Origin of the sequence: Pseudomonas sp. MEJ086, assembly GCF_030209025.1 — a bacterium.
Classification (GTDB): domain Bacteria; phylum Pseudomonadota; class Gammaproteobacteria; order Pseudomonadales; family Pseudomonadaceae; genus Aquipseudomonas; species Aquipseudomonas fulva_A.
This window is the reverse complement of sequence record NZ_JARVSV010000004.1, coordinates 94,138-116,713: the sequence shown is the minus strand read 5'-3', so window position 1 is coordinate 116,713 and position 22,576 is coordinate 94,138. Positions and strand designations below refer to the sequence as shown.

The following is a 22,576-nucleotide window of genomic DNA, read 5'->3' as shown; positions in this document are numbered from 1 at the left end:
TTCACCTGATGCACTCGCAAGGGACGCGAAGCGTCCCCGCAGGCGTTACCACGCGGCGCGTGGGAACGATCTGATATTGCGGTACGGCCACCCTTCGCCCCGGGTCGGGGCTCCTACGCGCTTATGGCTCAGCCGCCGTTTTGCTGGCTCTCCGCCACAGATTCCTAATCTTTCGGTCAGCATTCCCCCGGTGCCGCCCATCCGCCCGTTGCATACGTGGAGTATTCCCAAATAGAAATTTTCCGTTACCATCCGGCGCGTTGAATTTAACGAACGGGTTTCATTTGCTTGTTCGCTCGTGCCGGAATGCCCGTCTGCGGCTTGTTTTAAAGGGTTTCAGGGGGCCTTTCGGAGCCGTGATCGACGGCGAAAGCATTGGCCAGGCGCCGGTGGTTTGCACCGGTATGTAGAGTAAAACGAACATTCAGCTCGGTGTGCCGGCGCTTTTTCAGGCAGCACCGCTGCGGTAGATGGCTCGGCGGTCACGGTGGTGACGGGGCCTTTCTCTGATTGAACCGGATGGATTTCGGCAAGGAACTGTTGCCCGAGACCGGTTCGCCGGATCCGGAAACGCTCACATGGACAGCGATCACACAGTGAAGCCTGCTGGCGCGCCGCATGGCCGTCGTGCACAGCGGCCCGGCTTCACTGTTTCCAGCAAAATCAACAAGAGGTAGTCCTTCTATGGATGCGGTATCAGCCGACAAGGCAAAGCAGGAGCACGAGAGCAAGCTCAGTGCATCATTGAAGCCCCGGCACCTCACCATGATGTCGATCGCCGGTGTCATCGGCGGCGCACTGTTCGTCGGCTCCGGCAGCGTGATTCACAGCGCTGGCCCAGCTGCCGTACTGGCCTATCTGGCCGGTGGCATTCTGGTGGTGCTGATCATGCGCATGCTCGGTGAAATGGCGACCTCCTCGCCGGACACCGGCTCCTTCTCCACCTACGCCGAGCGCGCCATCGGCCGCTGGGCCGGTTTCACCATCGGCTGGCTGTACTGGTGGTTCTGGGTGATCCTCATGGCCTGGGAGGCCTACGTGGCGGGCACCATCCTGCATGGCTGGTTCCCCGAAGTCAGCGTCAACGTCTTCGTGCTGGCCACCACGCTGCTGCTGATCAGCATCAACTTCTTCAACGTCAAGCACTACGGGGAGTTCGAGTTCTGGTTCGCGCTGATCAAGGTGGTGGCGATCATCTGCTTCCTGGTCGTGTGCAGCATGGCCGTGCTCAGCCTGTGGCCGACCGGGGAGGTGCGTGGTTTCAGCAACCTGACGGCCCAGGGCTTCATGCCCAACGGTATCGAAGCCGTGGTGGTAGCCATCCTCGGGGTGATGTTCGCCTTCCTCGGTGCGGAAATCGTCACCATCGCCGCTTCGGAGGCCAAGGACCCGTCGACGCAGATCGTCAAGGCGACCAACTCGGTGGTCTGGCGCGTGTGCCTGTTCTACATCGGCTCGATCTTCCTGATCGTCTGCCTGGTGCCATGGAACGACCCGCTGATGGCGCAATCGGGCTACGGCTCCTATCGCCGCACCCTGGAGCTGTTGGGCATCCCGTATGCCGAGCTGGTGATGAATTTCGTGGTGCTGACCTCGGTGAGCAGCTGCATGATCTCGGCGCACTACACCGCTTCGCGCATGCTGTTCTCGCTGTCCACCCGGGGGGATGCACCGCGGTTCCTGAAGATCACCCGTTCGGGGACCGGCGTACCGGTATTCGCGATCATCGCCTCCTGCTCGGTGGCCATCTTCGTGGCGCTGATCAACTTCAGCGAAACCCTGCGCCCTAAGGACGTGCTCGACACCCTGATGAACACCACCGGCATGATCGCCCTGCTGGTCTACCTGGTGATCGCCTTCTCGCAGCTCAAGATGCGCCGCAAGCTGGAAGCCGAAGGCAAGGACATCCGCCTGAAAATGTGGCTGTTCCCCTGGCTGACCTACCTGGTGATCCTGTTCATCGTCGGCTGCCTGGTGACCATGGCCTTCGTCGAGGAGTATCAGGTACTGGTCATCTCCACCGGCGCGGCTGCAGCCGTGGTCGTGGCGCTGGGCGTCATGGTCCACCTGCGCGCGGCGAAGAAACTGGCACGCTGACCACGTCGGCATGAGCGAAAAGGGGCGCACTCGTGAGAGGGCGCCCCTTTTTCATTTCTGCTGCTGGCCGATCAGCGCGCCGCCCAGCCATTGAAGCGCTCTTCGAGTTCTTCGCCGTGGTCGATCCAGAACTCGGCGTTCACCAGTTGGGCGCCGGCCATGTTGGCTTCGGCGGTTGGCAACTGCGCCTGCACATCGGCGGGCAGTTGCGGCAGGGTCTGCTTGTGTACCGGGCCGTATGGAATCTGGCTGGAGAACACCTTTTGCGTGTCCGCCTGGCTGGCGAACTTGATGAAACGCTCGGCCAGTGCCTTGTTCGGGCTGCCTTTGACGATGGCCCAGTGCTCCGGGTCGTACAGGCTGCCGTTCCAGGAAATCTTCAGGTTGGCGCCTTCCTTTTGAGCCACGCCGATGCGGCCGTTATAGGCGGCGGACATGGCCACATCACCGGCCAGCAGCCATTGCGGCGGCTGGGCGCCGGCTTCCCACCACTGGATGGAGGATTTGATGGTGTCCAGTTTCTTGAAGGCGCGGTCGACGCCTTCGGGCGTGCCCAGCACCTTGTAGAGCTCGTCGCGGCTTACGCCATCGGCCAGCAAGGCCGCTTCCAGGGTGTACTTGGCGCTTTTGCGCAGGCCACGCTTGCCAGGAAATTTCTGCAGATCCCAGAAGTCGGCCCAGGATGCCGGCGCGGTTTTCAGCTTGTCGCCGTTGTAGGCCATCACCATCGACCACACATAGGTGGCCACGCCGCACTCACTGACGGTGCCCGGAATGTACTGGCTGGTGTCGCCAAGAATGGTCGGATCCAGGCGCTCGAACAGGCCCTCTTCGCAGCCGCGTTGCAGCTCCGGGCTTTCCAGTTCGACCACGTCCCAGGTCACCTGACCGACGTCGACCATGGCTTTGACCTTGGACAGTTCGCCGTTGTATTCGCCAGCGATTACCTGGCCGGCACCGCTCTGCTCGAAGGGTTTGAAGTAGGCGGCGGTCTGCGCGACCTTGGTGGCGCCACCGAAGGAAATCACCGTCAGGCTGGATTCGGCCAGGGCCGAGGTGCTGGCCCCGGCCAGAATGGACAGGCCGATGGCGGCCCGGATGCATGGACGCAAGTGCTTGAACATGGAAACTCCCTCGCTGTTTTTTACGTTGTAGGTCTGAGGCAGTAATGGCCGAATCGGCGAACCTGCGCGTCGTACCACGCGTCAGGGAATCTCTGTTGTTATGGGCGTCCGCTCCGTGGGGAGCGTGAACGGCAATCCGTTCGGGCCGTCGTGGCGACCCGTGGGGTGTTCGAGTGAGGGACATGGTGCGTCAGTCCGGCGAGGAGGAAAATTATTAAAAATATGCTCGAGACATACGAAAAAACTTTGCAAGCCTTCGCCCCGTAGCGGCGCATTACTGGGGTAAGGTGCAGGGAGTAATGGCGGTGAGATCGACACGTGGCTTCCTACACCCTCAGGCAACTCAAGTACTTCGTCACCACGGTGGAAGCAGGCAGCGTGGCCGAGGCCTCGCGGCAGCTGTACATCGCCCAGCCATCCATCTCCACGGCGATCAAGGGCCTCGAAGAAAGCTTCGGTGTGCAACTGTTCATCCGCCATCACGCCCAGGGTGTATCGCTCACGCCCAGCGGCGCGCGCTTCTACGAGAAGGCCCAGCAACTGCTGCGCATGGCGCGGGAGTTCGAGCAGAACGCCCTGGCCGACAACGACATCGTCGCCGGGCAGATCGATATCGGCTGCTTCGAAACCGTGGCGCCGCTCTACCTGCCCCAACTGATTGCCGGCTTTCGCGAGCGCTATCCGGGGGTGGACATCCGCATCCGTGATGGCGAGCAGCAGGAGCTGGTGCAGGGCCTGACCGCCGGCTCCTTCGACCTGGCCTTTCTGTATGAGCACGACCTCGATGGCACCATCGCCACCGAGCCGTTGATGCCGCCGCAGAAGCCCTACGTGCTGTTGCCCGAGCACCACCGTTTCGCCGGCCAGGCCCAGGTATCGCTGCGCGATCTGTGCCTGGAACCGATGATCCTGCTCGACGTGCAGCCGAGCCGTACCTATTTCGTCAGCCTGTTCCACGAGCTGGGGCTGACCCCCAATATCGTCTTCAGCTCACCGTCGATCGAAATGGTGCGCGGCATGGTGGGGCAGGGCTTCGGCTTCTCGCTGCTGGTCACCCGCCCGCATTCGGAATGCACCTACGACGGCAAGCGCGTGGTCACCGTGGACATCACCGAACCCGTCGCCACCTCAGGCCTGGTGGCAGCACGCCTGAAACGCGGCCAGCTCACCAAACCGGCGCAACTGTTCGTCGACTTCTGCCGGGAGCGGTTGAGCCAGCTTAGCGAGAGTGCCGGGCTGTAGAGCCGGGTAAACGCGGATATTGGCCCTCGCCACTGTGGGAGCAGGCCAATCGTGGTTGATGCACGGTGGATGGGTGAGGCGTCGGCTACCCTGCGATTCGCTCGTAGGGTGGTGCTTCAGCCCACCGTTGCGGGGTTGGGGTCGCGCTGACTCGCCGGATTCTGGTGGGCTGAAGCCCACCCTACGCCACGAAGTCACTCTCTCCTCTGTGGGAGCGGGCCATGCCCGCGATTTCGCGCGCATGGCGCGCTCCCACATAAAAGGGCCAATCGTGGTTGGTGCACGGTGGATGGGTGAGGCGTCGGTTACCCGCGATTCGCTCGTAGGGTGGCGCTTTAGCCCACCGTTGCGGGGTTGGGTTCGCGCTGACTCGCGGGATTCTGGTGGGCTGAAGCCCACCCTACGCCACTGTGAGAGCGGGCTAATCGGGACGGGTAAGGCGTCGTCCACCCTACGCTACGCTCTCTTCTGTGCCCCATCGAACAACCGGGAATCACAGCGGCTCGCGCAGGTAATCCGCCAGTCTCGAGAGCATCGCATCACACCCCTGGAGCTGTTCCACGCTGACGAACTCGTCGGGCTTGTGGCCCTGGTCCATGCTGCCGGGGCCGCAGACCACGGTGGGGATGCCGGCGCCGTCGAACAGGCCGCCTTCGGTGCCGAAGGCCACGGTGCCGAAATCACTCGACCCGCAGATCCTCGTCAGCAGGCGCGCGGCCTCGCTGTCGGGCGGTGTGGCAAGGCCGGGGTAGGCGCTCAGCGCTTGCAGGCGGATGTCGCTGGCGGCGCTCACCGCCTGCATCTTCGGCAGCAGTTGCTGGGCGGCGTAATTCTGCAGTTCATCCGCCACACTCTGCGCGTCGAAGCCCGGCAAGGCGCGCACCTCGAAATCGAACTCGCATTCTGCTGGCACGATGTTCAGCGCGCGGCCGCCCTTGATCAGGCCGGTCTGCACGGTGGAGAAGGGCGGGTCGAAGCGCGCATCGTGGTGCTCGGGCTGGGCCAGGCGCGCGCCGATGTCTCCCAGGTGGCCGATCAGCCGCGCCGCGTACTCGATGGCATTCACGCCGTAGGGCGCGTACGCCGAATGGCAGGCGGCGCCATGCACTTCACAGCGCATCGCCAGCTTGCCCTTGTGGCCGAGCACGGGCTTGAGTTCGGTGGGTTCGCCGATCAGGCACAGGGTCGGTTTGTGCGGGCGTTTTTCCAGCTCGGCGAGCATGGAACGCACGCCGAGGCAGCCGACTTCCTCGTCGTAGGAAAACGCCAGGTGCACCGGCACCTGCAGCGGGCGTTGCAGGAACCCTGGCACCGCTGCGAGTACGCAGGCGATAAAGCCTTTCATGTCCGCCGCACCACGGCCGTACAAGCGCCCGTCCCGCTCGGTCAACTGGAACGGGTCGAGGGTCCAGGCCTGGCCATCCACCGGCACCACATCGGTGTGGCCGGACAGCACCACGCCGCCACGATCCGGCGGGCCGATGGTGGCGAACAGGTTGGCCTTGGTGCCTTCGGCATTGTGGAACAGCTCGCTGTCGACGCCGAACCCTGCCAGGTAATCGCGGATGAATGCGATCAACTGCAGGTTGGAATCACGGCTGACCGTGGCGAAGCCGATCAGCCGCTCGAGCAGGGCGCGGCTGCTGGGCTCATTCATCACCCGGTACTCCGTAGCTTGGCGCGGCCGTCGGGTCGAGGGCGCGGGTCAGGTAATCCTGCATCTGCGGCCGGTAAGCCTGCCACAAGCCATCCAGCTGACCGATGGGGTCATCGTCGGCCCAGTCGACCCGCAGGTCGATGATCGGCCAGACCAGATCGCCCACCACCTTGAGCGCGGCCGAGTGCACCGGGCCGGCTTCGCCGCCAGCGGCCATCGCCCCATGCATGGCCGCGAGCAGGCGGTCAGCCAGTTGCCCGCTGGCATTCTCGAATGCCTCGACCATGGCCTGGATCACCGCTTCGCCCGACAGCAGATTACCCGCCGCCACGCACTGCTCACCGGCCACCGCGTTGTACAGCCCCAGCGCTTCCTTGCCGCTGAACAGCGCGGTGCGACCGTGGCTGTCGATCACCGTCACCTGGCGATACTGGCTCCAGCCATTGGCGCTCAGTGCGCGCTGCAGAGCGTCGTTCGGCTCCAGCGTCTGCTGTTCCAGCAGGTCGAGAATCTGCGGGCCGAGGGCGGGCAGGGTGACGTTCTGGGTGGCCACCGCCCCTACGCCGGCACGCAGCCAGGGGCAGCGCGCCCCTACGGCAATGCTCGACGAGCTGATGGCGATGCCCAGTTGCCCGGTTTCCGGGCAGCGCCCGACGATGGAAAAGGTCATGCCTGCCTCCTCATTTGGCTTGCCAGTCGTCCGGGATCACGGCGATCACGTCGATTTCCATCAGCCACTGCGGCTGACCGAGGGCCGACACCACCAGGCCGGTGGAGATCGGGAACACCCCCTTCAGCCATTTGCCGACTTCCTTGTACACCGGTTCGCGGTAGCGCGGGTCGATCAGGTAAGTGGTGGTCTTGACGATGTGCGAGAGGTCGCTGCCGGCTTCTTCGAGCAGTTGCTTGAGGTTCTTCATCGCCTGTTCGGTCTGCGCCTGCGGGTCGCCAAGGCCGACCAGGTTGCCGTCGAAGTCGGTGCCGACCTGGCCGCGCACGTACACCGTGTTACCGGCGCGCACGGCCTGGCAGAGGTCATTGTCCAGGGACTGGTTGGGGTAGGTGTCCTTGGTGTTGAACATGCGGATACGGGTATGAGTGGGCATCAGTTGACTCCCTGCAGGCGGGTGATGGGGGCGTCTGCCTGGCGCTGCGCGGCATCGCGATAGGCGGTGTACTTGCGTTGTGTGGCGATGTGATCGGCGACGTGCTTGGCGTCGTGCCACACGCCCCAGATGAACGACGAGCCCCGGCGCGACAGCCATGGCAAACCGAGGAAATAGATGCCCGGCTCGCGAGACACGCCGCGCTGATGCTGCGGCTTGCCGTTGGCGTCGAAGGTGTCGGCCTCCAGCCAGCTGAAGTCGGTGGCGAAGCCGGTGGCCCAGATGATCGACGTCACGCCGGCTGCGATCAGGTCCAGTTCGCGCAGCGGCTCGGTCATGCAGGCTGGATCTGCAGGGATTACGCGTGCCTCTGGTTCCTCCGGCAGATCCAGGCCATTGCGGGCGATGTAAGCATCCGCCGCATCGAGCAGCGCCAGGTAGTTCTCGTCGCCGCGGCGGACGTTATCGACCAGGTCGTCGGCAAACTGCACCACGCCGTTTTCGAACGAGCGGGTCAGGCCGACCAGCGTCATGCCTTCATGGGCCAGGCGGCGGAAGTCGATGGTCTTGCCGCCGCCGGCGCCGCTGACGGCGATGGTCACGTGCTCGCGGCCGGCCTTCGGGGTTTCCTGATCCCATTCGCCGAGCACGCCCAGCCACCAGCAGAAATCCCGGTCGCGATAGCTGCGCGGCGGGCGATCATGGGCGCCGACCGACAGGTACACCTGGCGCCCGGCCTGCATCAGCTCATCGGCGATCTGCGTGCCCGAGGAGCCCGCGCCCACCACCAGTACCGCACCGGCGGGCAACTGCTGAGGATTGCGGTATTCGGCGGAGTGGATCTGCGTCAGACGCTCGTCCTGAGGGGCGATGGCCGGGATAACCGGGCGCTGGAACGGCCCGGTGGCAGCGACCACGCGGTTGGCCTCGATCACCCCCTGTGAGGTTTCGACGGTGAAACCGGGGCGATTGGCATTGCGGCGGACCTTCTTCACCTCCACGCCGGTGCGAATCGGCGCGTTGAAGGTGCGCGCATAGGCTTCGAAGTAGGCGGCTACCTGCTCCTTGGCGGGAAAGGCATCCTCGTCGAGGTCGAATTCCAGGCCGGGAAAGCGGTCATGCCAAGCCGGCCCGTTGGCCACCAGCGAATCCCAGCGCATGGTGCGCCAGCGTTCGGCGATGCGGTCGCGCTCCAGCACCAGATGCGGTACGCCCAGCTTGCTCAGGTGCTCGCTCATCGCCACACCGGCCTGGCCCGCGCCAACCACCAGGGTGTCTATTTCGATCTTCTCGACAGTCATCTCTATGTTCCTCTGAAGGAGGCCGGGTGCCTTTCGGCCAAGGCTGGCCTTGGGGCACTTCGCGCAAGCCGCTCGTGCATTGAGGCCATTGTGTTCAGAGGCAGGGGATAGCGAAATTAGCGTTTTTGTAGTCGTTGACCAGCAAAAAGCTGGGCACCGCCGCACGGGGCGGCATCAGGCAGGGGCGGCGCCGGACATCACCCGGTTGCGGCCAGCGCCCTTGGCGGCATACAGGGCCACATCGGCAGCGGCGACCAGGGCCGCTGGCGTCGGCAAATCCCGCCCCGGCACGCAGGAGACGACGCCGATGCTCAGGGTCAGCGTGGCGTAGGGCGAGCCCTCGTTGGCAATCGCCAGCGCCTCGACATCGGCGCGGATGCGCTCGGCCACGGCCAGTGCCGGCGCGCTTTCCGCGCCCGGCAGGATCAGCGCCAGTTCCTCGCCGCCATAGCGTGCGGTGGTATCCGCGCTGCGCTTGGCGTGGCGCTTGAGCACCGCCGCCACCTGCCGTAGCGCCTCGTCACCGGCCGGGTGGCCGTACTGATCGTTGAAGCGTTTGAAGTAATCCACATCGACCAGCACGAAGGACAGCCACTGCCCCTGGGCCGCCGCCGAGCTGAACGCCGCCTGCAGCGCTTCATCCAACCGGCGCCGTGTGGCCAGGCCCGTGAGGGCGTCTTCACCGGCGATGATCTCCAGCGCCTGGTTGGCCTCCGCCAGCTCCCGGTGCATGCCCTTCAGGCTCGCCTCCATCTGGCCCTGACGCATCAGCGCACGCCAGATCAGCCAGGCCAGCGACACGAATAGCAGCAACACGATGCCGCTCAGCAACCACGTCTGCCGGGCGCGGTTTTTCCAGGCCTCTATCGCCTGCTCTTCGGACACCGCCGCAGCCACCACAATCGGGTACTCGGCGCTGGAGTCGAAGCCATAGATGCGCCGAACGCCATCGAGGATCGCCGTCAGCACCATGCTGCCGCGCGTCACGCCATCGTCGTTGATCATGCGCAGCACCGGGCTCTTCGAGACGTTGACCGCATAGTTCTCGGGCGCCATCTGCGACCGGGCGAGGATGGTGCCGTCGCGTTTGACCAGGCCGATCACCCCTTCGCTACCCAGGTCGATGGTCTGATAGAAATCCACGAAGCGCTCGATCACCAGTGTCGCCAGCACCACGCCGCGAAACTCGCCGCCGGCATCGTTGAGGCGCAGCGACAGCGAAATGACCCATTCACCGGTCATGCGGCTGCGAATGGGCGCGCCAATGAACAGGCCATGGTTCGCGTTCACGCGATGCAGGGCGAAGTAGTCCCGGTCGGCGGCGCTGTAGTTCGCGTTGGGTTCGGGGATCGTGGTGATCAGTGCCCGGCCATCCGTACCAATCACGGTAAAGCCTTCGACATCACGCAGCACCCCTAGCTGCGCGCGGGATACCTCCAGCACCTCATGCAGGTTCTGCGCGTTGTAGCCGGTAATCTCCAGCTTGCGCTTGATGCCGATCAGCACCGTGTGCGCATCGCGGATCGTCGACTCGGCCTGCCGGGTAAGCGCCGTCGACAGGTTCTGCATATCGTCGACATGCTGCTTCAGCGCCTCGCGCTTGTCCCATTCGACCTGCAGGTAGGTCAGCGCCAGAAAGGCAACGCCCACCACGAGGGTCATGAGCGCGACCAGGCGCCTGAGGTGACCGATTTTCGAAGTCTGACTCATCGAGTGTGCAGGCCCGGCTTAGGCAGTGTTGCTCGTATCGCCCTGCGCCATTGGCGGACTCGGCGGGATAGGCTGCGTTAGATGAACGCGCTGGTTCACCTAATGATAGAGGGCTATGCGGCAATTATGAATGGCTTGGCTGCAGGCTGGCAGTGCGCGCTCGAATTCCGTGAGATGGCGTCGTTGTGGCTTGTCGTGCAGGCCAGGCGATACTGCGATCCGGGCGGCGCGAGGGGAGAGTGGCGGATGGACACAAACAGCATTTTTTTCATGAGGGTCGGCAAGGCTACAAGCTGTCGCAAGTGCTGGAGCCTTACCGACGTCGTCAGGGTCAGTAGGTGATGCAGACCGACTTCGTCTCGGTGAAACCTTCGATAGCGGCTCGGCCAAACTCCCGACCGATACCAGACTGCTTGTAGCCGCCGAAGGGCAGGTTGGGGTCTACAGGTACGTGATTGTTGACCCACACCGTTCCGGCTTCGATACGCGGGATCAGATCCATCACGCGGCCCAGATCATTGCTCCAGATGCTTGCGGTGAGGCCATAGCGGCTGTCGTTGAGCATGTCCAGTGCCTGCTCGACATCGTCGAACGGCAGCACCGAAAGGACCGGTCCGAAGATTTCTTCCTGCACCGAGGTCATGTGCTGCTGCAGGTTGCTGAGTACCGTGGGTTGCACGAAGTAACCCGGCAGGTCTGGCTTGCCGCCGCCCGTAGTGAACTGCGCACCTTCCCGGCGGGCGATGTCCAGGTAGCGCAGCACGCTATCTTGCTGCTTGCGCGAAACCAGAGCATTGATCTGCGCGTCGGGATCCATGCCAGCGCCGATCTTCAGCGCGGAAACCTGGGCGGTCAGCGCCTCGACGAAATCCTTGTGACGGCTGGCATGCACGTACAGGCGTGAGGCGGCTGCGCACACCTGACCCTGGTTGAGCAGGCCGCCACCGATGGCACCGGCTACAGCCTTGTCGATATCGGCGTCAGCCAGTACCAGCATGGGGTTCTTGCCACCCAGTTCGAGGGTGAAGCGGGTCATGTTGTGCAACGCCGCTACGCCCACTTGCTTGCCCACCGCGGTTGAGCCGGTGAACGACACCTTGTTGACTTTCGGGTGCGCGACCAGTGCCGCTCCGGCCTCCGAACCCTTGCCAATGAGTACGTTGAACACACCTGCCGGTACACCGGCCTCGATGGCCAGCTCGGCCAGGCGCAGCGCAGTCAGTGGCGTCTCGTCGGCGGGCTTGATGATGATGGTGTTACCGCAGGCCAGGGCTGGCATGACCTTCCACAGGGCGATCATCAGCGGGAAGTTCCACGGCACGATACCGGCGATCACCCCGGCTGCCTCGCGGCGTGTATAGGCGTTGAAGCGCGCCCCGGCGGGGACCGGAATCGATACGTCCAGAGTCTGGCCCTCGATCTTGGTCGCCCAACCCGCCATGTATCGCATGTAGTTGAGTGAGGCACCCACTTCGACGGCGCGTGCCAGGTGGATCGACTTGCCCTGATTGAGGGTTTCCAGTTGGGCCAGCTCTTCACCGTGGGCTTCGACCAGATCGGCGAAGCGCAGCAGAATGCGCTCGCGCTGGGCCGGTGCCAGGCCGCTCCATATCCCGGATTTGAAGGCCTGCTGGGCACTCTGCACGATGAGCTCCACCTGATGGGCATCGGCCTGCTGTACGCGGCTGATCACTCTGTTGGTGGCCGGATTGAAGAGATCCTGGTGCGCGCCGGTGCGGGGCTGGCGCTGTTGCCCGTCGATGAACGAGGCATGGGTTCGTGCAAGAAAGGCCTCGACGCTGGCAAGAGTATCGATCTGGGAAGTTGTCACGGGCGGCTCCTGAAACTGGGCAGGTTGATAATTCGCCGATGGCGATCACCTGCTCAGCATAAGCAGGGGCGCCCGAGGTGACTTGACTCTGCCTGCCGGGGTGACATGACTCTGCGTGCATACGCTGGCGATCCGTGAGGCGAGCGGCTGGCCCGTGTCAGAGAGAGGCAAGGCGCGTGGCAAACAGGAGCAAGCGCAGAGTCGCCCGGCTCGTCATAGTCATGGCGTCGCTGCCGCGTGGTGGTTGCGGCGATGTTGGTCCACGTCATTACGCATCTCTTTACCGCCGGCTTGGTCTCTGGCGGTTTTTTTTGCCTGTGCACCCGGCCGGAAACGACAACGCCGCGGCACAGCCACGGCGTTGAGGGGCATGGCGGTTATCGTCAGAACGGTACGGCCACCACCAGTTGGCTGTAGACGTTGGTGCCATTGCCGCCGACCTGATTGCCGCCGCTGCGTTCATCCTTGCTCGGCTGGTACAGGCCCAGCAGCGGGCTGATGATCAGGTGCTCGCTGACCGCCCATTCGGCATAGATGTCCAGCTCCCGGGCATCGAGGTTCAGGGCATTGCTCTTGTGCAGCGTATTGAAGTCGAAGTACAGGGCGCCGAGGGTCAGGTTCTCCAGTGGCGTGACCTTGAAACCGACATGATGCACACCGGTGTTGCTGTTGAAGGGGCCTGAGTAGTTGGCCGCCACCTCGCCCTGGAACCAGGTGCCGTAGCCCGAACTCAGGCCATTGAACAGCGAGTCCCAGCTTTCGGAGTAGCGGCTGTAGCGGTAGGTCAGCTTGGGTGCCCAGGCGATATCGGCGAAGGTATAGCCGGCTTCGGCGTACCAGGCTTTCTCGATGCCGGCCTCCTTGTCCTGCCAGGCGTATTCGAAGCCGAAGCTGGCGTTCTCGATACCGGCGTCGCCTTCACCGCGCAGGCTGTACACATCCATGCCGTCGCGTTGTTGCTGGAATTCGCTGGCCCACTGGTCGGTAACGTCGAGCCCGTGGATCCAGGTCAGGCCGAGGGTGCCGGCCTTGGTGGTGTAGTCCAGGGTTCCGGCAGCCAGCTCGGTTTCCGCCTGGGCACGGTTGTCGGATTTCAGCCACAGCACGCTGCCGTGCAAACCATCCTGACCGCCGAGGCGCAGTACGGCCGTGCGATCGAAGGCATGACGGGCAGCGAGGTAATAGGCACCACCGCGATTCAGCGCGCCGTCGGCCGGGCCGTTGCCCAGGTTGGGGCCGTCATCGTTGAGCAGGAAACCGCTGCCGATCTTGATGATCTGGCGGCCAAACGAGGCATCCACGCTATCCTTGCCGAGCCGCGGGAAGAGGTTCGCCGAGCGCCAGCCCAGGTAGGCTTCCTCGATCTTGGTGGTGCGCTCGGAGCCGTCGGTGTTGCCGGCGGCATCGCCATCGCCCCAGGTACCCGAGCTCACCAGATTGAAGGCGCCGTAAGCCGTGCCTGCACCGGCAAGGCCCTGGTCACCGCTGATGCCATATTTGATGAAGCCTTCGCGCCAGGTCGAGCCACCCGCGGTGCCGTCGTAGTTCTTGCGGCTGTTGAACCAGCCGTAGACGGCCAGCAGATCGGCATTGAGGTGGGTGTCGTCGTCGGCGTATAGCTCGTACGCGTTGACGCCCTGGCTGGTAGCCAGCGTGGCGATGCTCAGGCAGATGGCCTGGGCCAGTGTTGGACGGCGGGTTGGTTGCGCCATGACGAGTGCTCCCCTGTTGCTGTTATCTGTATCCGGAATTTCTGCCGTTCCGGGTTGGCAGTAGTCTGCTGGCAGCGCAGCAGTTGCGTGCCTCGACGGGCCATTAGTCACGCCCGTGGGGAGCCACGTCTTGTCTGTGGCTGCCAGCGTTGTTGACCGCGATGGCCAGCGGGAGGTGTGGGGATGCTGGATGTCAGGCAGCAACAAGAACAGCGGCAGCCAGGGGCAAGACGACCTGCAGGGGCGGGCGCAAAGTGTCCCGTACTGGTCGCTGCAAGCGTTATGTGGTTGGTGATGTGTGCGGTGATCAGGTCGGTCGATCCGCTCACGGTGCCGCAAGAGTGCCGAGAGCCCTAATAATTAAAATCTGCTTTCGAGGTCCACGACGATGTCGACCCACGACAAACTTCATGAGCATCTGAGCCGAGGAACCGTGGGGTTTCCCACGGCCCTCGCCAGCACCATCGGGCTGATCATGGCCAGCCCGGTGATCCTCACAGCCACCATGGGCTTCGGGATCGGCGGCAGCGCTTTCGCCGTGGCGATGCTCATCGCGCTGGTGATGATGCTCGCGCAATCCACCACGTTCGCCGAGGCGGCTTCGATATTGCCCACCACCGGCTCGGTGTATGACTACATCTCCTGTGGCATGGGACGCTTCTTCGCCATTACCGGCACCGTCGCCGCCTACCTGATCGTGCATGTGTTCGCCGGGACGGCGGAAACCATCCTGGCGGGGGTCATGGCGCTGGTGAACTTCGAGCACCTCAATACTCTGGCCGACAGCGCTGGAGGCTCGTGGATGCTGGGCGTGGGATTCGTCATCGTCTTCGGCATCCTCAATGCCTTCGGTGTCAGCGTGTTCGGCAAAGCCGAGGTGTTACTCACCTTCGGGATGTGGACGACCTTGATGATCTTCGGTGTACTGGGGCTGTTGTCGGCACCGGCTGTGGCGCTCGAGGGTTGGTTTGGGGCATCACTGGTAGGCACCGATCTGCTTACCGTCCTGTCGCTGGTGGGCATGGCCATGTTCATGTTCGTCGGCTGCGAATTCGTCACCCCACTGGCTCCTGATCTGCGCCAGTCGCACAAGACCATGCCTCGGGCCATGGCTCTGGGGCTTTTGGGTGTCGCCTCCTGCATGTTCATCTATGGCGCGGCGATGAAGCGCCAGGTCGAGAACGTCCTGCTCGATGAGGCCAGCGGCGTTCATCTGCTGGATACGCCCATGGCCATTCCGCAGTTCGCTCAGCAGGTGATGGGGGATATCGGCCCGGTGTGGTTGGGTATCGGCTTTCTGTTCGCCGGGGCCGCGACCATCAATACGCTGATGGCCGGCGTGCCACGCATCATGTACGGCATGGCGGTGGATGGCGCATTGCCGAAAGTCTTCGCTTATCTGCATCCGCGCTTCAAGACGCCACTGGTGTGCATCGCCGCAGCCATGCTGATTCCCTGTGCGCATGCCGCCTACCTGGGGGGCAATACGGATCATATCGTGCCGCTGATCCTCGCCGCGGTCTGTGCCTGGGGAACCGCCTACCTGCTGGTCACCCTGTCGGTGGTGATCCTGCGCATTCGCCGCCCGGATCTACCGCGGGCCTACAAGTCACCGTTCTTTCCACTGCCACAGATCGTTTCCAGCGTGGGCATTCTCATCGGTCTGTGGTTCATCGCTCCGCCAGGCATGGAGCGCAGCGACGTCTACGTACCATTCGCCATCATGCTTGGCCTGACCGCCGTATACGCCCTGTTCTGGACGGTCGTGGTTCAGAAGGTCAATCCGTTCCGCCCGGTGCCGGTCGAGGAAATCCTGGAAAAGGAGTTTCGCAACGAATCGGGTGTGCACATCAGCGAGTCCTACGCCCATGCTTCGAAGGCTGTCTGATTTCTTCGCCAGGGCCAGTAGCCCCTCCGGCTATCGGCCGGGGGTAACGCTGGAGCACGTGCGTCGCAACCTGGCCGGGCTGGGCTTCGAGAAGCTGGACGGCACCCGGGGGCGTTTCGACGTTCCCGATGCGGGACTGCAGTTCGAGGCCCATGAGCGCACTCATTCGGAGCTGCTCATGCACCTGGTGCTGACCGACTTCGTGCTCAGCGTACCGTCGTGCAAAACCGAGCAGGCCAGGCTGGAGCTGCGCCACAGTGGTGCGATCAGGCGCGCCGGTATCGTTGCCCAGCGTCGCGTTGGCGATGTGCAGGCGGTGGAGGCCGCCATGCTGGCTGACGAGGCGCTCATGGGCGCCCTGATGCCGCTGGATTTCAAGCGCCTGCAGATCGTGCGCAGCGATGGCAGCTGGCACGTGTCCCTGGAGCACATGGCCGCCAGTGAGGTGGTCAACCGCATGCCGAGTTTTCGCCGTTACATTCGCCTCGACGACCGCCAGCGAGGCGCGCTGATCGCCGCCCTGAGCCACCTGCAACGCATCCTGCGCAGGCATTGAACGCGCCGCTGCTCCGCACGGCGCGCATTCGTTAACCTCTTATCGAACTGGCATCGAATCTGCATATTTTGCTGCAGAGGAATCCCTGTTGCGCCTCTATCGATAACATGTTAACTATTTAGCGACAAAAACAAATCAGCATCCCCCGGAGGTGCGTATGAACGGCCAGCTCATGGCTCACGAAGGATTGGAGGGTTGGCAAACCGCCCTGCAGGCGATCTGCGGTCAGTTCGAGACCCAGATGGCGTTCAACCGATCCCTGTTCATCGGGGAAATATCGCTGCAGTGTCATGCCAGCCTGCCGATGGCCCACCTGCGTACCAATGCGGGGCTGATCGCCCGAAATTCGATCAAGGCCGATCACGACAATGACCAGAGCTGTTTTCTGGTCAGCCAGCGCAGCGGCTTTTCCCAGATTTCCCAGGATGGCACCAGCATCCAGCTGGCGCCGGGCGACCTGCTGCTGATGGATTCCGTGGGCTCCTGCGAGATCACGCCATTCGGCCTCATCGAGCATGCCTCGCTGTCCTTGCCGCGCCACGAGGTCGAGCGTGTGCTCAAGCACGCCAAGTTCGGCAAGATCAGCACCGCCAGCCCCAGCGGCAAGATGCTGCACATGCTGGTCGATCAGCTCTGCCGAGAGCCGGAAAGCGAGTATGACCAGGGGGGCGAGAGCGAGGCGCTGCGAACTGCGTTCATTTCCCTGCTGGCCCCTGCGCTGTCGCAGGGCTACAAAGAAGCCCTGCCGGCCGACGCACTGCATGGCGCCAATCTGCGCAGCTACGTGCAGAAGATCATCGACGAGTCCCTGACCCAGCCCAATCTCAATCCGGTAGGGCTGGCAGGGCGCCTGAATATCTCCGTGCGCCACCTGTATCGGCTGTTCGAAGAGCAGAACGACAGTGTTTGCCGCTATATCCAGCGCTCGCGCCTCAAGCGCAGCGCGGAAGACCTTTCCAACCACTTCCTGCGCAGCGAGTCGATCACCTCGATCGCCTACAAGTGGGGTTTCACCGACTCGGCGCACTTCAGCCGTGCCTTCAAGAAGCACTTCCAGTTGTCGCCCAAGGAATATCGCGCCATGGCGCTGATGGAGACGGCAGGCGCCGCCTGACGCCGCCACCGCGTATCCGACGCTCGGCGGATACGCGGCTGGCATCATGCGCAAAGGGTCGCCAGGGTTTCCGGCAAGGTGGCGCCGCCATCGACGATGATGGTCTGCCCGGTGATATAGCGCGCAGCGTCCGAGGCGAGAAACAGCATGGCGCCGGCGATGTCCTCCGGCTCGCCGAGGCGCCCCAGTGGAACCGCCGCAGCGATACGGGCGGCGAGTTGGGCGTCGCCCAGATTATCCATTGCCGGGGTACGGATCATGCCCGGCTCGACACCGTTGACCCTCACACCCTGCTTGGCCAGCTCCAGAGCGGCGCTGCGGATGAAGCCGTTGACCCCAGCCTTGGAGGCGGCGTAATGGCTGAGCCCGGGATAGGCCACGCGGGGGCCGGTCACCGATGAGGTGACCAGTACGCAGCCGCTGCCTCGCTGGGTGAACAGTGGCAGAGCGCCCTGGGTCAGCCAGAACAGCGCGCTGAGATTGACGGCCAGGGTGCGTTCCAGCGTTTGCGCATCGATATCGGCGAGTGCTGTCAGCGGAAAGTAGCCTGCGTTATGTACCAGTATGTCGAGCTGCGCGAGGTTGCCCAGCAACTGCAGAGTCGCCTCGCGATCGACGAGATCGAGCCCGCGTGCCGTGACGCTATGGCCCTCTGCGCCCAGGCGCTGCGCGACACGTTGTGCCGTCGGCAGATCGAGGTCGACGATCAGCACCTCGGCGCCAGCACGGGCGAAGCCCTCGACGATGGCCGCGCCGATTCCCTGAGCGCCCCCGGTGACCAGTACGTGGCGCCCGCTGAAGTCATGATTCATGTGGTGATCCCCATATTGGCGAAGGCGAGCGTCGGCACGTCGACGATGCTCGAGCCACCGTCGGCGACGATGCAGGCTCCGGTGATGATCGATGCCAGGTCGCTGATCAGGAAACGGCAGACATTGGCGATTTCATCGGGTGTGGCAGGGCGTCGCAACGGAACGTTGGCACACACGCGGGCATAGGCGGCATCCAGATCATCGCCATGGTGCTGCATCAGTGGCTGCATTTCCGCATCGGCCATCGGCGTGCGCACCCAGCCTGGGCAGACGCAGTTGACCCGAACGCCAACGGCGCCGTAATCGTTCGCCAGGGAGCGGTTGAGGCCGAGCAGCGCGTGCTTGGCCGTGGTGTAGCCGCAGACCTCGGGGCCTGCAGCGAGGGAGGCGATGGAACCCAGCAGCACGATGCCGCCGCGCCGCTCGATCAACAGGGGCAGGCACGCCCTGGCGCTATAGAAGGCGCTATCCAGGTTACTGCGCAGTGCCGCTTGCCAGGTCGCGTCGTCCGTATCGGTCACACTACCCAGACCGTGCCCGCCGGCGCAGGCCAGCAGGGCGTCGACACCGCCGAAGCGCTCGCGAATCCGTCCGATGAAGCCTGCCCAGGTTTCGCTGCTGGCCGCGTCGCCGACCAGCACCAGGCCACCGGTTTCCTCGGCGACCCGCTGCAGCGGCTCGGCGCGTCGGCCGATCAGCACCAGATTGGCGCCTTCGCCCGCCAACTGACGGGCGCAGGCTTCGCCTATCCCCGTGCCAGCTCCGGTGATGACGACGGTTCTAGTCATCGCCATGCTCCGTGTGGTTGAGCAGGTCGCAATAGGACGCTACCGGGAAATTGGACAGGGTCTCGAAGCCGTCACCGGCGTAGCCGAAGATCTTGCCGTCGCTGCGATGGTTCTTGAGGTCGATCATCACCAGGCCCAGAGTTGGGACGATCTTCTCGCGCCAGACGAACAGGTACAGCTCATCGGTGATCTTGTAGTAGTGACAGCGGTCGGTGTCGCACAGGCCCTGCTCGACGCCTTTCAGGCACTGCCAGGCGTAGTAGTTCTGATTGAGGTAGATGTGTTCGTAGACCTCGGTCGGGCTGTAGCGATAACGGTTGCGGATGCCGACCAGTTCATCGGTTGGCGCATGCGGGCAGGCACCTTCGCGCCAGGGACGATCCAGCGTGCCATGGAAAAACGTCGCTTCGACGCTGGTCAGCGGTTTGCCAGCCAGCGCGCGGGCGTACAGCCCTTCACGGGTTTCGGTGGCGCTCGGCAGTTTGCCGATCACGGCGGTAAAGGACTGGCTGTGGGTATCCAGCACCAGGCTGATCGACCAATCCTGACCCCGCTCGTTCTTGAGAAAGTCGACCAGATAGATGCCTGGGCGGATCGACGTGGCGCGGTAGCTGGCGCTGCCCGTGGAGTGGCCATCGGCGGCATGCCAGTGCAGTCGCTCGGCATCGAAGCGATGCGCGATCTCCCAGCCGTTGGCGAACAACAGCGTGAAGCTTTTGCCAGCCAGCTCGGCGAGGTTCGGCAGGATGAATGCTGCAGGGGCGAAACCGTCGGCCAGGGCGCCTACGGTGATCCAGTCGGATGTCGTGCTCATGATGATCTTCCAGTGGGTTGCGGGAAGTCCATGTTGCGTTGGCCGAGATGCGGCGGGTATCAACCGGATGGTTGATGCCCGCCACCTGTTTCAGCCGTGCAGCGCGTTGATCGGCGGCACGCGTGCCGCCCAGGGTTGGGCCTGTTCGAGCTGTGCCGCCAGCGCGAGCAGGGTGCCCTCCTCGGCGAAGCGCGCGGCGAAATGCGAGCCGATGGGCAGACCGTCCGGCGTCCAGTACAGCGGTACCGACATTGCCGGCTGGCCACTGGCATTGAACAGTGCGGTGAATGGCGAGTAACTGTGGAAGTGCTCGATCAGCGTGGCCAGATCGATACTCTCGTCGAAGACATCCAGGCTGCCGATCAGCGGTGGCTCGCGTGTCAGGGTAGGGGTCAGCACGATGTCGTAGTCGACGAAGAAGTGCGCCAGCCTGCGGCCAAGGGCGTGGATGCCTTCAACGGCGCTTGCATAGCGGGCACCGCTGACACCGCCCTTTTCACGCAGGATCACCCGCGTCCGCGGCTCCAGTTCCTCATTGACAACTGCCCGCCCACGCATCTCGCCGACCAGGTCGAGGTAGCTACGGGTACTGGCGCCGATCACGTCGAATACCTGATCGAGAAACTCCAGTGGCTCGACCGGCAGCACCGCCGGTTCTACATGGTGGCCCAGGGACTCGCACAGTCTTGCCGTATGGCGAACGGCGGCAAGCGCTTGCGGGCCGCTGCTCCAGGGCGCCAGGTTTTCCACCAGGGCGATGCGCAGTCGACGCCGTGGCCGGTGCAGACTGTCGACGAAGGGACCGTCCTGCCAGGGTGCAGCGTAAGGGGCACCCAGGTCGGCACCTGCCGTGATGTCGAGCAGCGCAGCGCTGTCGCGTACCGACAGGGTGATCGCATGGGGTGTGCCCATGCCGGCCCAGCCTTCGCCCACCAGCGGGCCGCTGGGCATGCGACCACGACTGGGCTTGAGGCCGAACACGCCGCAGCACGAAGCCGGTACCCGCAACGAACCACCACCATCGTTGCCGTGGGCGAAGGGCACCACCCGTGCAGCCACCAGTGCCGCTGCGCCGCCACTGGAACCACCCGAGCTGTGTGCTGGATTCCAGGGGTTGCGGGTGGCGCCGAAGCGGGTCGACTCGGTGGTGTACGAAGTGCCGAATTCCGGCGATGTGGTGGTGCCGATGAACTGGCAGCCAGCCTCGCGCAGACGTCCCACCACGGCGTCGTCCAGGCCCAGCCTGGATTCGCCGAGCGCCAGGGAGCCGTTGCTCATCCGCGCTTCGGCGAGTGGCGAAAAAAGGTCCTTGATCAGCGTCGGTACACCAGCGAGTGGCCCATCGACGGGAGCTGCGTTGCGGGCGCTGTCATAGAGCTTTTCGGCTACGGCATTGAGCTGCGGCTCGACCTTTTCCAGGCGGGAGATACTGGCTTCGAGCAGTTCGTTACGGCTAATTTCGCGATTGCCGATCAATTGCGCCAGGCCGGTGGCGTCGTGTCGATCCATGAGGGCGTGGATGTCTTGCATGGTGATCCTCGAACGATGATGGCCACCATGGGCAGTGCCCATGGTGGCGATGGAGGGTATTCAGAGGTGAGTGCCGAGTGCGTCGTGGCGCGGCTTGAACAGGGCCGCCAAGGTCCATGCTGCGGCTGCCACCAGGCTGGCGATGGCCAGCCACTGGATGGCACTTCGCAGGTCGTGGCCGAAGCCGCCGAGCATGGCCACCACCAGCGGGCTGACGAACTGGCCGATGTACAGGCAGGCCGTGAAGATGCCCAGGCCCCGGCCGCGGGTACTGGCGCTCAGGGCGTTCATGACCGGTGCCATGGCGTTGGGTACCAGCAAGCCTGCGCCGAGACCGTGGATGGTCACCGCCAGCAGAACCTCCTGGTAACTCTGCGCCCGCAACAGAAGCCACAGCCCCAGGGCCAGCAGCGTCAGCAGTAGAGCGTTGCAGCCGGCGATGCCCAGGGTTCTGCGCAGCACCGGCCAGGTCAGCGAGCCGCCCAGGGTCGCCAGCAGGCCGAGCCCGGCACAGGCACCGATCATCGTGCTGGAGGTGACGCCCATGCCGACCAGCAGGATGGGGGTCTGCACGGGCACGATGAAGTTGAGGATCATGCCGCCGAGAACCAACAGATAACCGACCAGCAGGACGGGGATGGAGACCTGCTCATCTCCTTCGCGGGTGATGCTCGTGGTAGCTGTTCGCGATGGTTCCCAAAGCACGCGGATCATCGCTGGAACCAGCAGCAGCGGTAGCAGGTACAGGTAAAACGGCAGGCGCCAGGAGTGCTCGCCGAGTATGCCGCCGAGCACGAAGAACAGCGCGCCGACCAAACCGATGGTGACCACCTGCAGGTTGACGAAGCGCATGCGCTCCTCGCCACGCCAGTAGTCGGCGATCAGGGTCGCGCAGCAGGTCATGATCGCGGCCTCGGCGCAACCGAACAGCAGGCGTGCGCCGACGATGCTGGTCAGGTCGTTGAGCAGTGCCGGTACCACACCGAGCACTGCGTACAGCAGCGTGGCGACCACCAGCAGTGCCTTGCGCCCGACCTTGTCGGCGAGCCAGCCGGCAAGTGGCGCGACAATGGCGATGGCCAGTGCCGGGCCGGTAACGGCCAGGGGAACCAGCAGGTCTGCACGTGGATCAACCGGGCCGAACTCGGCGCCGAGTTTGGGCAGAATCGGGGCGACCATTACCGCCCCCATGATGGTCAGGCTGCTGCCCAGCAACAGCACAACCCCTTCACGACGACCGCTGGCCTGGCGTGACGGCGCCACCGCGGAAACGGATTGTTCTATGGACATGGTG

The 22,576-nt window shown here is 64.0% G+C and carries 18 protein-coding genes; 5 read left to right on the top strand and 13 right to left on the bottom strand.

Going from position 1 to position 22,576, the window contains the following annotated elements; translation table 11 throughout:
* Positions 1-684 precede the first annotated feature (684 nt).
* Positions 685-2,097, top strand: coding sequence for an amino acid permease (locus tag QRN22_RS02345; protein ID WP_042554706.1), 1,413 nt, complete (start codon positions 685-687; stop codon positions 2,095-2,097).
* A 71-nt stretch (positions 2,098-2,168) separates the two neighbouring features.
* On the opposite strand, the gene QRN22_RS02340 is transcribed toward QRN22_RS02345, so the two are convergent.
* Entirely contained in the window at positions 2,169-3,221 is a 1,053-nt protein-coding gene (locus QRN22_RS02340) for a gamma-aminobutyric acid-binding protein (protein ID WP_042554707.1), read from the bottom strand.
* 318 nt (positions 3,222-3,539) lie between these two features.
* Between QRN22_RS02340 and QRN22_RS02335 the strand changes: the two genes are divergently transcribed.
* On the top strand, positions 3,540-4,463 hold the full coding sequence (locus tag QRN22_RS02335; protein WP_042554708.1) for a LysR family transcriptional regulator: 924 nt from the start codon (positions 3,540-3,542) through the stop codon (positions 4,461-4,463).
* Between the two features lie 493 nt (positions 4,464-4,956).
* On the opposite strand, the gene argE is transcribed toward QRN22_RS02335, so the two are convergent.
* The 7 genes from argE to QRN22_RS02300 form a co-directional block, all read right to left on the bottom strand.
* Positions 4,957-6,120 carry an acetylornithine deacetylase gene (gene argE, locus QRN22_RS02330; protein WP_042554709.1) on the bottom strand — a complete coding sequence of 388 codons (1,164 nt, stop codon included), beginning with the start codon at positions 6,118-6,120 and terminating at the stop codon, positions 4,957-4,959.
* The gene (locus QRN22_RS02325; protein ID WP_042554710.1) at positions 6,113-6,790 is read right to left on the bottom strand and encodes a DUF1028 domain-containing protein; all 678 of its coding nucleotides are present in this window, start codon (positions 6,788-6,790) and stop codon (positions 6,113-6,115) included. The genes argE and QRN22_RS02325 overlap by 8 nt, the downstream gene beginning before the upstream one ends.
* A gap of 10 nt (positions 6,791-6,800) precedes the next feature.
* Positions 6,801-7,226 carry a RidA family protein gene (locus QRN22_RS02320; RefSeq protein ID WP_042554711.1) on the bottom strand — a complete coding sequence of 142 codons (426 nt, stop codon included), beginning with the start codon at positions 7,224-7,226 and terminating at the stop codon, positions 6,801-6,803.
* Positions 7,226-8,527 carry a flavin-containing monooxygenase gene (locus QRN22_RS02315; protein ID WP_042554712.1) on the bottom strand — a complete coding sequence of 434 codons (1,302 nt, stop codon included), beginning with the start codon at positions 8,525-8,527 and terminating at the stop codon, positions 7,226-7,228. Before QRN22_RS02315 ends, QRN22_RS02320 begins: the two co-directional genes overlap by 1 nt.
* A gap of 174 nt (positions 8,528-8,701) precedes the next feature.
* Positions 8,702-10,189, bottom strand: coding sequence for a sensor domain-containing diguanylate cyclase (locus tag QRN22_RS02310; RefSeq protein ID WP_197077033.1), 1,488 nt, complete (start codon positions 10,187-10,189; stop codon positions 8,702-8,704).
* A gap of 379 nt (positions 10,190-10,568) precedes the next feature.
* Positions 10,569-12,068 carry an aldehyde dehydrogenase family protein gene (locus QRN22_RS02305; protein ID WP_042554715.1) on the bottom strand — a complete coding sequence of 500 codons (1,500 nt, stop codon included), beginning with the start codon at positions 12,066-12,068 and terminating at the stop codon, positions 10,569-10,571.
* A gap of 383 nt (positions 12,069-12,451) precedes the next feature.
* A complete protein-coding gene (locus QRN22_RS02300; protein ID WP_042554716.1) occupies positions 12,452-13,780 on the bottom strand; it encodes an alginate export family protein in 1,329 nt (442 codons plus the stop codon).
* A gap of 388 nt (positions 13,781-14,168) precedes the next feature.
* Between QRN22_RS02300 and QRN22_RS02295 the strand changes: the two genes are divergently transcribed.
* From QRN22_RS02295 to feaR, 3 genes are all read left to right on the top strand, one after another.
* On the top strand, positions 14,169-15,668 hold the full coding sequence (locus QRN22_RS02295; RefSeq protein WP_042554717.1) for an APC family permease: 1,500 nt from the start codon (positions 14,169-14,171) through the stop codon (positions 15,666-15,668).
* Positions 15,649-16,224 (top strand): DUF3156 family protein, encoded by a 576-nt coding sequence (locus QRN22_RS02290; protein ID WP_042554718.1) that lies wholly within the window; start codon positions 15,649-15,651, stop codon positions 16,222-16,224. The genes QRN22_RS02295 and QRN22_RS02290 overlap by 20 nt, the downstream gene beginning before the upstream one ends.
* Positions 16,225-16,381: 157 nt before the next feature.
* The gene (feaR, locus tag QRN22_RS02285; protein WP_042554719.1) at positions 16,382-17,338 is read left to right on the top strand and encodes a transcriptional regulator FeaR; all 957 of its coding nucleotides are present in this window, start codon (positions 16,382-16,384) and stop codon (positions 17,336-17,338) included.
* 44 nt (positions 17,339-17,382) lie between these two features.
* Here feaR and QRN22_RS02280 read toward each other — a convergent pair whose 3' ends face one another.
* From QRN22_RS02280 to QRN22_RS02260, 5 genes are all read right to left on the bottom strand, one after another.
* Entirely contained in the window at positions 17,383-18,150 is a 768-nt protein-coding gene (locus tag QRN22_RS02280; protein WP_042554720.1) for an SDR family oxidoreductase, read from the bottom strand.
* Positions 18,147-18,944, bottom strand: a complete 798-nt coding sequence (locus QRN22_RS02275; RefSeq protein WP_042554721.1) for an SDR family NAD(P)-dependent oxidoreductase — start codon at positions 18,942-18,944, stop codon at positions 18,147-18,149. Before QRN22_RS02275 ends, QRN22_RS02280 begins: the two co-directional genes overlap by 4 nt.
* Complete coding sequence (locus tag QRN22_RS02270; RefSeq protein WP_042554722.1) at positions 18,931-19,752, bottom strand: molybdenum cofactor biosynthesis F family protein; 822 nt, start codon at positions 19,750-19,752, stop codon at positions 18,931-18,933. The genes QRN22_RS02275 and QRN22_RS02270 overlap by 14 nt, the downstream gene beginning before the upstream one ends.
* A 90-nt stretch (positions 19,753-19,842) precedes the next feature.
* Complete coding sequence (locus tag QRN22_RS02265; protein WP_042554723.1) at positions 19,843-21,282, bottom strand: amidase; 1,440 nt, start codon at positions 21,280-21,282, stop codon at positions 19,843-19,845.
* A 60-nt stretch (positions 21,283-21,342) separates the two neighbouring features.
* Positions 21,343-22,572, bottom strand: a complete 1,230-nt coding sequence (locus QRN22_RS02260; protein ID WP_042554724.1) for an MFS transporter — start codon at positions 22,570-22,572, stop codon at positions 21,343-21,345.
* Between the last annotated feature and the right edge of the window lie 4 nt (positions 22,573-22,576).

Bases quoted from the DNA above. Each gene is read 5' to 3' on its own strand.
- QRN22_RS02345 (WP_042554706.1), top strand. From the start codon at position 685: ATGGATGCGGTATCAGCCGACAAGGCAAAGCAGGAGCACGAGAGCAAG.
- QRN22_RS02340 (WP_042554707.1), bottom strand. From the start codon at position 3,221: ATGTTCAAGCACTTGCGTCCATGCATCCGGGCCGCCATCGGCCTGTCC.
- argE (WP_042554709.1), bottom strand. From the start codon at position 6,120: ATGAATGAGCCCAGCAGCCGCGCCCTGCTCGAGCGGCTGATCGGCTTC.
- QRN22_RS02325 (WP_042554710.1), bottom strand. From the start codon at position 6,790: ATGACCTTTTCCATCGTCGGGCGCTGCCCGGAAACCGGGCAACTGGGC.
- QRN22_RS02320 (WP_042554711.1), bottom strand. From the start codon at position 7,226: ATGCCCACTCATACCCGTATCCGCATGTTCAACACCAAGGACACCTAC.
- QRN22_RS02315 (WP_042554712.1), bottom strand. From the start codon at position 8,527: ATGACTGTCGAGAAGATCGAAATAGACACCCTGGTGGTTGGCGCGGGC.
- QRN22_RS02310 (WP_197077033.1), bottom strand. From the start codon at position 10,189: ATGACCCTCGTGGTGGGCGTTGCCTTTCTGGCGCTGACCTACCTGCAG.
- QRN22_RS02300 (WP_042554716.1), bottom strand. From the start codon at position 13,780: ATGGCGCAACCAACCCGCCGTCCAACACTGGCCCAGGCCATCTGCCTG.
- QRN22_RS02295 (WP_042554717.1), top strand. From the start codon at position 14,169: ATGTCGACCCACGACAAACTTCATGAGCATCTGAGCCGAGGAACCGTG.
- QRN22_RS02290 (WP_042554718.1), top strand. From the start codon at position 15,649: ATGCTTCGAAGGCTGTCTGATTTCTTCGCCAGGGCCAGTAGCCCCTCC.
- feaR (WP_042554719.1), top strand. From the start codon at position 16,382: ATGAACGGCCAGCTCATGGCTCACGAAGGATTGGAGGGTTGGCAAACC.
- QRN22_RS02280 (WP_042554720.1), bottom strand. From the start codon at position 18,150: ATGAATCATGACTTCAGCGGGCGCCACGTACTGGTCACCGGGGGCGCT.
- QRN22_RS02275 (WP_042554721.1), bottom strand. From the start codon at position 18,944: ATGGCGATGACTAGAACCGTCGTCATCACCGGAGCTGGCACGGGGATA.
- QRN22_RS02270 (WP_042554722.1), bottom strand. From the start codon at position 19,752: ATGAGCACGACATCCGACTGGATCACCGTAGGCGCCCTGGCCGACGGT.
- QRN22_RS02265 (WP_042554723.1), bottom strand. From the start codon at position 21,282: ATGCAAGACATCCACGCCCTCATGGATCGACACGACGCCACCGGCCTG.
- QRN22_RS02260 (WP_042554724.1), bottom strand. From the start codon at position 22,572: ATGTCCATAGAACAATCCGTTTCCGCGGTGGCGCCGTCACGCCAGGCC.